Source organism: Victivallis sp. (genome assembly GCF_048170485.1).
In the GTDB taxonomy this organism is placed as follows: domain Bacteria; phylum Verrucomicrobiota; class Lentisphaeria; order Victivallales; family Victivallaceae; genus Victivallis.
This window is the reverse complement of the sequence record NZ_DBEXAY010000224.1, coordinates 20,803-28,900: the sequence shown is the minus strand read 5'-3', so window position 1 is coordinate 28,900 and position 8,098 is coordinate 20,803. Positions and strand designations below refer to the sequence as shown.

9 protein-coding genes and 1 tRNA gene are annotated in these 8,098 nt (G+C 58.0%); 6 read left to right on the top strand and 4 right to left on the bottom strand.

What is annotated here, in order from left to right; all coding sequences use genetic code 11:
• Positions 1–258, bottom strand: a 258-nt coding sequence (locus tag ACMLHG_RS11675; protein ID WP_417170611.1) for a DnaA N-terminal domain-containing protein, incomplete at its 3' end; no start/stop codon positions are given.
• Between the two features lie 590 nt (positions 259–848).
• Entirely contained in the window at positions 849–2,198 is a 1,350-nt protein-coding gene (locus ACMLHG_RS11670; RefSeq protein ID WP_417170610.1) for a hypothetical protein, read from the bottom strand.
• Positions 2,199–2,406: 208 nt separating this feature from the next.
• On the opposite strand from ACMLHG_RS11670, the gene ACMLHG_RS11665 reads away from it, so the two are divergent.
• The 6 genes from ACMLHG_RS11665 (at position 2,407) to ACMLHG_RS11640 (ending at position 5,926) form a co-directional block, all read left to right on the top strand.
• Complete coding sequence (locus tag ACMLHG_RS11665; protein WP_294432966.1) at positions 2,407–2,787, top strand: Fur family transcriptional regulator; 381 nt, start codon at positions 2,407–2,409, stop codon at positions 2,785–2,787.
• A gap of 10 nt (positions 2,788–2,797) precedes the next feature.
• A complete protein-coding gene (locus tag ACMLHG_RS11660; protein ID WP_294432964.1) occupies positions 2,798–3,178 on the top strand; it encodes a desulfoferrodoxin in 381 nt (126 codons plus the stop codon).
• Positions 3,179–3,302: 124 nt separating this feature from the next.
• Positions 3,303–4,523, top strand: coding sequence for an FprA family A-type flavoprotein (locus ACMLHG_RS11655; protein WP_294432962.1), 1,221 nt, complete (start codon positions 3,303–3,305; stop codon positions 4,521–4,523).
• Between the two features lie 16 nt (positions 4,524–4,539).
• On the top strand, positions 4,540–4,701 hold the full coding sequence (rd, locus tag ACMLHG_RS11650) for a rubredoxin (protein ID WP_294432960.1): 162 nt from the start codon (positions 4,540–4,542) through the stop codon (positions 4,699–4,701).
• 108 nt (positions 4,702–4,809) lie between these two features.
• Entirely contained in the window at positions 4,810–5,142 is a 333-nt protein-coding gene (locus tag ACMLHG_RS11645; RefSeq protein WP_417170609.1) for a DUF3192 domain-containing protein, read from the top strand.
• A gap of 61 nt (positions 5,143–5,203) precedes the next feature.
• A complete protein-coding gene (locus tag ACMLHG_RS11640; RefSeq protein WP_417170608.1) occupies positions 5,204–5,926 on the top strand; it encodes a polyprenol monophosphomannose synthase in 723 nt (240 codons plus the stop codon).
• A gap of 907 nt (positions 5,927–6,833) precedes the next feature.
• Here ACMLHG_RS11640 and ACMLHG_RS11635 read toward each other — a convergent pair.
• Positions 6,834–6,909: transfer RNA gene (locus tag ACMLHG_RS11635), tRNA-Lys, on the bottom strand.
• 130 nt (positions 6,910–7,039) lie between these two features.
• Positions 7,040–8,086, bottom strand: coding sequence for an SGNH/GDSL hydrolase family protein (locus tag ACMLHG_RS11630; protein WP_294432955.1), 1,047 nt, complete (start codon positions 8,084–8,086; stop codon positions 7,040–7,042).
• Between the last annotated feature and the right edge of the window lie 12 nt (positions 8,087–8,098).

Below are 8,098 nucleotides of genomic sequence, written 5' to 3'. Positions count from 1 at the left end.
TACATGGCCCGGTTCCAGCTGGTAGTGGAAATCTCCCTGGGCGATTCCCTGGAGCGCTTCGGTCATCAGATCGTCATATTCGTCTGTGATGATGCTGGCGAAGAAGTCGTCGGAAACGCCGAGCGTCAGAGTGTCCTCCTCCAGGCGGAGCGGCGTCATATTTTGAAACCACTGCCGATAGAGCAGTTCATTCTTCTGTTTCAGGCGGTCCGCGGCCACGGTCCAGACATCTGCCGCGCTCAATGTAGTTGCGTTCATCCTCTGTTCACCCGTTTCTGCTGAGTCCATTTCAAAAACCGTCGTTCTGTTTCGCCGGCCGGGTTTTGAAATCGACTCAACCGCCGGCATATGCCGGCTTTCCCCTTTTCCGAAAAACTCCCGGATTCTCTGCACGCCTTCGCGACGTGCGGCTCAAGTTGTTAACATCTTTTGCATCTTGCGGAGAATTCAGCCATTTATGACGAATTTGCCGTATTTTTCCCCCTCCGGCCCCCATCGCTTCCATCTCTTTGAAAATGCGGCCTTTTGAACGATTTTACGCTCAAAATCGCACGCGGATCGAGACGGCGATACCGACAGTGTCGGGTCATTTTGGTCGTAATTTTCGATAATATTGCGTATTTTCGAAAGTTACGCCGAAAACAATCTTCGATGCACAACTTATCAACAACTTATTAACAACCCTGCTCCGGTTCGCCCGGGGCACAACATTACACAATTTAGCCCTGCGTCTGCAAGAATTCAAATCGATGCGACGATCTTTTTCATAAAAAAAATACGAATATCGGCTTGACTTTTCCGTCGACCGGTGGTATGCGCGGACGCGCCGCGGGTTCCGTATTTTTCCGTCACAGTTTATCGGCGAGAGCGAGCATCTCTGCCGGTGATCCCGGCCAGGTGCGGAGCGAACGGAATTTTTCCGGCGTGACCAGCCGCCCGAAGCGGGCGAAGAATTGATTTTTCGCCGCCGTGTCGGCAAAGCTGTTCTTCGCCCATTCGCTCAGGTAGCCGCGGCCGAGGCGGCCGAGCAGCGTATGGGCCGAGAGCAGCGCCGCGCCGTCCACGAAGAGTTCGAGATGGCGGGCGAGGGCGGGATGGCCGAAATCATCGACCAGTTTCTGGCCGGGGGCGTTCATTTCGGTACCGGCGACCACCGGCAGATTCCGTTCCTTGCAGGCGGCGATGATTCGATCGAGCTCGTGGATAAGTTTTTTCTGTTTTTCCGGGTCGGAGACGTTCCAGTTGCGGTCGGGGACGATGTTGAGCATCGCCGCCCCCTTGGCAATGTGGAGATCGAGCAGCTGCCCCGGGTCGCTCTCGCCGGAAGAGAAGCCGTTCAGCCAGGCGATCGTCGGAATCGCGCCACTGGCGGCGATGAAGGTGTTCATCCGGTCGATGGGCGGAAAGCTCTTCGGGTCGGGGGCAACGTAGCCGGCGCCGCCCTTTTTCATGGTCTTCGACCGGATGGCCGCCTCAAGTTCGACCGGAGTATCGATCAGCATGGCCGCCTTTTCCGGCGAAACCCCCAGCTTGGCGGCCCAGAATGCCGAGCGCGCCTCGGAGGTCGGGAAAAGTTTTTCTGCTTTTTCGCGGTAGGCCTGGCAGAGGTGCCGCTCGGTGACGTTGGCATTGGGGGTCAGCCGCACGGCGTCGGCGGTGAAATCGAGTCCGGCCGGGGCGAGAAAATCGTTGACCAGCGCGGCGATTCCGCGGGTCCGGCGGTGCGCCTGCCGCCGCATTTCGAGCAGAAACAGTTGCTGTGAGGGCGGCACGTCGGAGACCGAGAAGCCCAGACCAAGGTGGTAGGCGATTCCGGGTTCGCCGGGAGAGTTGATCTCTTCATGGGCGAGTTCCTGAATGAATGCCCGGCTTTCGACGCCGCCGGAGGCGCGGACGTTCAGTTTTGCCGCGGCGGAGAGAAATTCATCGAGCGCGTCAAGCACGTCGAAGTCGACGATGCCGGCGGCGAACCAGCCGTTCCTTTTGGCCAGGCAGGCGATGTAGCTCGGGGAGTAGCCATACCCGTTATAGGAATAGCAGGTGTGGCAGTGCATGTTGTGGTCAAAATTTTCCGGAGTGCACTCGATTTCGCCGTTCCGGCAGAGTTCGGCGAATTTATCCACCGCCCGGCGCCGGATGGCGGCATCGTTGCTGTTGAGTTCTGTTTCGAGGCTCTTTGCTTCGTCGCTCCGGATCATTTTCCCGTCTCCCCGGTGGTTGCCGTCTCCGGCGGTTGATGTTGCGGTATTCGTAAGGAGTAATATAACCGGATTCTTTCCGGAATCAAACCCTCATATCCGGGAAATTTGACAACTTTCCGGAAAAACAACTTGAAAGCCGGTCCGACAGGAGTATATTGTTATATAGAATGATTACTAAAAACAGAAATTCGGAGCCGATTCAGCAATGAACAAAACCGTACAGCGTGACGCCATCCTGGCCGAGTTGCGTTCTGTAAAGAGTCATCCCACCGCGGATGAACTTTACGCCGCACTTCGCGTGAGGATGCCGCAGATCAGTCTCGGGACGGTGTATCGGAATCTGGAGCAGATGTCTCAGGCGGGGATGATCCGCAAACTGGAGACTGCCGGCCGGCAGAAACGGTTTGACGGAGATCTTTCGCCGCATCACCACATGCGCTGTCGAATTTGCGGCGCGGTGAGCGATGTGACCGGCAGTGAACTCGGCGAGGTGGATTCTGCCATCCGGAGTCTGTTGCCGTCGCTCGGATGTGATTCGTTTTACTTGGAACTCTGCGGCGTGTGCCGCAACTGCAAAAACAAATGAGGAGGAAAAAATGAGCACCCAAACCATGGAAATCTACAAGTGCGACCTCTGCGGTCTTCAGGTCGAAGTGATCAACGCGGGTGCCTGCCCGCCGTCCTGCTGCGGCCAGACGATGCGCCTGATGAAGGAGAACACCACCGACGGAGCGAAGGAGAAGCACGTTCCGGTCGTGAGCGCCCAGGAGAACGGCATTCTGGTCAAAGTCGGTGAGATTCCCCACCCGATGGAGCCGGACCACTACATCGAGTGGATCGAAGTGATCAACGGCTCGTACGTGAACCGTTACCAGCTTCGTCCCGGAGAGGCGCCGCAGGCGGCCTTCTACGTGCCGATGCAGCCGGGTCTGGTGATCCGCGCTTACTGCAACAAGCACGGTCTCTGGAAAAAGTAAGCAAAAAAATTCGGATTCTGCGCCGGAATCGGTTGTCAGCAACAGATTCCGGCGTTATATTTTACCACCGCTGCGGCGGCGGGGAACATTCCGTTCCCGGTACTGTTTTTTTGAGGGAGGAATCATGAAGGAAGTGTTCAAGGCGGAACAGATCGCCGAAAATGTCTACTGGGTCGGCGCAGTCGACTGGAATGTGCGGAACTTTCACGGCTATCAGACCGGTCGCGGTTCGACCTACAACGCTTTTCTGGTGATCGACGAGAAGGTGACGCTGATCGATACGGTCAAAGCGCCGTTTTTCAATGAGATGCTCGCCCGTATCCGTTCGGTGATCGATCCGGAGAAGATCGACTACATCATTTCGAACCATGCCGAACCGGACCATTCCGGCGCGATCGTCTCCGCGATTGAGGCGATTCACCCGGAGAAGGTGTTCGCTTCCCCGCTCGGGGAAAAGGCTCTGCGGGCCTATTACGGAGCGGACCTCGACCTTACCGTGGTCAAGACCGGTGAATCCGTGAAGCTCGGTAAAGGGACCTTCTCCTTTATTGAGACCAAAATGCTTCACTGGCCGGACAGCATGGTGACCTATCTGGATACGGCGAAGATGCTCTTTTCGCAGGATGCGTTCGGCATGCATCTGGCCGGGAGCAAACTCTGGGCGGACGAGTATCCGGAGTTTGTGCTCGACTATGAGGGGCGCAAGTACTTCGCGAACATTCTCAACGTGCAGTCGGCGAAGGTGCTCGATCTGCTGAACGCGCTGCCGGGGCTGAATCTCGATATCGCGGTCATCGCGCCGGACCACGGGCCGCTGTGGCGGAAAAATCTCGGCTGGATCCTCGATCTCTACCGCGACTGCGCCGAGCAGAAGCCGGCGCCGCGGGCGTTGGTTGCCTATTCGACAATGTGGCATTCGACGGAAAAACTGGCGAATGCGATTGCCGACGGAATCCGTTCGACCGGCGTAACGGTCGAGGTGGCGGATCTGGCGGTGAACGACCGCAGCGCGATCATGACCGAGGTGGCGCGTTCCGGTGCGCTCGCCTTCGGTGCGCCGACGATGAACAATCAGATGTTCCCGGCGATGGCGGATGTGCTGACCTACATCAAGGGGCTGCGGCCGAAGAACAAGCTCGGTCTTGCGTTCGGCTCGTTCGGCTGGAGCGGCGAGGGCGCCAAGCAGATCGCCGCCGAACTGGAGGCGATGAACATTCCGCAGCCGGTTCCGATGTTCCAGGTCAAGTACATGCCGACGGAAGCCGATCTGGAGAAAGCGTTTGAAAGCGGAGCCGCACTGGGGCGGGCGTTGCTCGCCAGTGTGGCGGAATCCACAACCAAGTGAAAAGGAGAGTGCAACCATGAAGAAGTATGTGTGCGACGTCTGCGGTTACGTCTATGACCCGGCGAAGGGCGATCCGGACAACGGCGTCCAGCCCGGGACCGCGTTCGAAGATCTTCCGGCGGACTGGGTCTGCCCGGAGTGCGGCGCCGGCAAGGATGAGTTCTCCCCGGCGGAGTAAGGTTTTCGAGAGATGGCCGATGGAATCTGTTTTGCAGATGCCGTCGGCCATCGTTGAATCAAAAAGGGGTGTGCAATGAGGAATTTCTTCCGGAAGGCGTTCGGCGGTATGGCTGTCTTGGCCGTGCTGTTTGCCGCGGCGGGATGTTCTGCTCCGTGGAAGGAAATTGAGCGGAATGTGGACAATGCCAAAAATCTCCGGGTCGGCATGACGAAATCCGAAGTTCTGGAGATCATGGGCGAACCGGTTTCGGATGAAAGCTACTGCACGCCCGATGTCTGGTTTTACTACATCAACACCATCTGGCACGACGGTCTGGTTACCGAGGACGAGTGTCTGCCGCTGGTGTTTCACGAGGGCCGCCTGGCCGGCTGGGGCAACCGGTTCTACACGGAATACCGGATCAAGCTCAAGGATCAGGGCAAGGCGGTGGAACTCTGAACATGCCAAATTCCGCCGGGTTTTCCTGCTTAGGGATGAGGCGGTTCCGGGAATGGTTTGAATGAATGCGTTGATCGTGATTCCCACCTACAACGAGGCGGAGAACATCACCCGGCTGGTTCCGGCGGTGTTCGAGGCCCTGCCGCGCCAAGATTTTTCCGTGCTGGTGGTGGACGACGGTTCGCCGGACGGCACCGGCGATCTGGTGGCGGGGATGATCGAGACGAAATTCCCGGAGCGGCTCCACATTCTCCGACGGGAAGGGAAGGGGGGGCTGGCTTCCGCCTACATCACCGGATTCCGCTGGGGGCTGGAGCGTGGTTTCGACGCCTTTCTGGAGATGGACGCCGACTTCTCGCACAAGCCGGAATACCTGCCGGAAATGTTTGCAAAGATCGCCGAATACGACGTGGTGATCGGTTCCAGGAACGTTCCCGGCGGCGGCGTGGAGAACTGGTCGCTGTTGCGGAAGCTGATTTCGCGCGGCGGTTCGCTCTACGCGCGCACGCTGCTGCGCTGCCCGATTGCCGATCTGACCGGCGGATTCAACATGTGGCGCAAATCCGCGCTGGAGGCGATCGATCTGGATTCGATTATTTCGCGTGGTTATTCCTTTCAGGTGGAGATGAAATACCGCGCATACCGTCACGGTTGCCGGATTGTTGAGTTCCCGATACTCTTCCCCGACCGCAAGGCGGGAACTTCCAAAATGAGCGGTGCGATCTTCCGCGAAGCGTTGCGGAACATCTGGCGTCTCCGGGCGTTGAAATTCCCGGAAAACTAGTATCTTTCTCTTCTCTTCCCGGCCGGCCGGTTTGATCGATCGAGGGCGTGCCGATTGGTTCTTCTCTGTTTTTTCGTATGGCGGAAATGACCGGGGGGATGCAATGAAATTGGTCAGAAAACTATTCTATTTTCTGAGTCTTCTTGGGCTGTGCTGTTCCGCCTTGTTTCTGGCGTTGTTAACGGCAGCGGGTCTTCTCTGGGGGATATACGATCTGTTTTGCGGGGATCCGGAATGGAACGGAATCGTTTCCCATAGAACGGTAAAACAGCTGGCAATGCGGGGCGCTGTCTGCTGTGTCTGGGTGTTGGGATTCGGTTTCGGATTGGTCGCCAATATTGTCGTTTTGCGCAGACTTATCCGAAATGTAAAATAACAGGCCGCAGGCATAGGAAAGACGGAGACAGGCATTTCTGCCTGTTTTCAAGAACGATCGGTCTGTGGCCGGTGAAGAGATACTCTTGCTGGAATTTTGGACTTCTGGAAATCCGCTTTGGAGAAGGGGAATGTTCGGCCGTCGGAGAAAACAATTTGAAAGGAGCTGGAGGGCCTGACGCCCTCCAGACCTCTTCGCCCGTGAGAAGTCTGAGCCGGGTTGATACTTATCCGCATGCGGCCCTGCGGGCCTTACTTGTCGGGCTTCGCCCGCCAACTCCTCAATCGCCGGAGCGGCTCCGCTCGACTCCGTTCGACTGCGTCGCAATCGCTCCTTGCTGCTTTGCGGAACGCAAAGCAGTCCTCTCACATGCGCTCGCGGCGCTGACCGCGCTTAGGTTCCCGTGCGCGGTCAAAGCCGTAGAGATATGCTTTGCGGCGCTGACCGCGCTGAACAAGAGCGCGGTCCAAGCTGTAGAGATATGCTTCGCGGCGCTGGACGCGTACCCGGGGGGAAGTCAAGGCAAAAAAATGGTGCGCTCACGGGGACTCGAACCCAGGACCCAGTGATTAAGAGTCACTTGCTCTACCAACTGAGCTATGAGCGCACGTTGATCCGGTTTACCGGATGAAATTAAATATACCATCGTTTCCCCGGTTTTGCAAGCGTATTTTCTGGAATATTCGGGGAAAATTGCTCCCTTCCGACTCTTTTCCGCCTTTATAACGGAGGCAAAGTCAGTGCAGCAGTCCGGCGATGACCGGGGAAAGCGCATTGCTCATCCGGGCGAATCCGAGGTCGGTGATGTGGCAGCCGTCGACCGAACACTCGGCACAGTCGCTCCCGAGCAGTTCCGCGCCGGACTGAAAATGGGTGTTTTCATCCCCTTCCTTCCTGATTCTGCCGACGATTTCCCGGTGGAGCTGTTCGAGCCGGCGGACCGGCGGATTGTCGTTCCCCTCAAGCTGAAGGAGGAGATCCTCCGGGTAGGGGATTTTCGATATCGTGAGAATTGGTACCGCCGGATGGCTCTTCCGCAGCAGGTGGATGAATTCATACAGCGTGTCCCGGATGCCGGTTTCTCCCGCGTTGGGATCGTAGTCGAGCAAATAGAGCGCGGGGTTCGGAATTGTCGCGAGAATCCGTGCCATGACCGCCTCGCCCCGCGCATTTCCGGCGAACCCGAAGTTGAGCACCGGACGGTTCAGTTTACGGCTCAGCTGATTGGTGTAACACATTCCCGGCCGTGTGGCGCATGCCCCCTGCAGAATCGAAGTCCCGTAGGCGACCAGCGGCCGGGCGTCGCACCACGGAGTCGGCGGCTCAATCCGGGCATCCCGGTCCAGTCCGATTTCGAGCTGTTCAACCTGGGCGTAGAGCGGAAAGAAGATCGTGAACTCGCGCATGAGCCGGCTGTGCTGCTTGAACACCGGCGAGGTGTATTCGAGATCATCCATGCCGAATGTGGTCACCCCGCAGAAGAGCTGCCGCCCGGGTTCGCCGACGTAGCAGTCAAACCCCAGCAGGCCGGTGAGGGCGGCCCGCACGATCCGGTGGGGACGGGCGAGCCGGGCACGGATCACCACCTGACTGGTGTCCGAACGGAAGGCGAGTTGTCCACCCGCCGCGTGCCAGGCGAGGCCGTCGACCCCGTCCGGGAGCGGAAGCTTTACGGAACGGAGCGGCAGCCGCCGGAATTCTCCTCCCGGTTTCCGCCAGTGAAAACCGTGGAGGCGGAACGGCGGTGTGTCAGGCGAGTGAAAAACGATCGTGTCGGTTCCCATGATGCAGTTTCC

Excerpts from the sequence above, each read along its gene's own strand:
- ACMLHG_RS11670 (WP_417170610.1), bottom strand. The coding sequence starts at position 2,198 with ATGATCCGGAGCGACGAAGCAAAGAGCCTCGAAACAGAACTCAACAGC.
- ACMLHG_RS11665 (WP_294432966.1), top strand. The coding sequence starts at position 2,407 with ATGAACAAAACCGTACAGCGTGACGCCATCCTGGCCGAGTTGCGTTCT.
- ACMLHG_RS11660 (WP_294432964.1), top strand. The coding sequence starts at position 2,798 with ATGAGCACCCAAACCATGGAAATCTACAAGTGCGACCTCTGCGGTCTT.
- ACMLHG_RS11655 (WP_294432962.1), top strand. The coding sequence starts at position 3,303 with ATGAAGGAAGTGTTCAAGGCGGAACAGATCGCCGAAAATGTCTACTGG.
- rd (WP_294432960.1), top strand. The coding sequence starts at position 4,540 with ATGAAGAAGTATGTGTGCGACGTCTGCGGTTACGTCTATGACCCGGCG.
- ACMLHG_RS11645 (WP_417170609.1), top strand. The coding sequence starts at position 4,810 with ATGGCTGTCTTGGCCGTGCTGTTTGCCGCGGCGGGATGTTCTGCTCCG.
- ACMLHG_RS11640 (WP_417170608.1), top strand. The coding sequence starts at position 5,204 with ATGAATGCGTTGATCGTGATTCCCACCTACAACGAGGCGGAGAACATC.
- ACMLHG_RS11630 (WP_294432955.1), bottom strand. The coding sequence starts at position 8,086 with ATGGGAACCGACACGATCGTTTTTCACTCGCCTGACACACCGCCGTTC.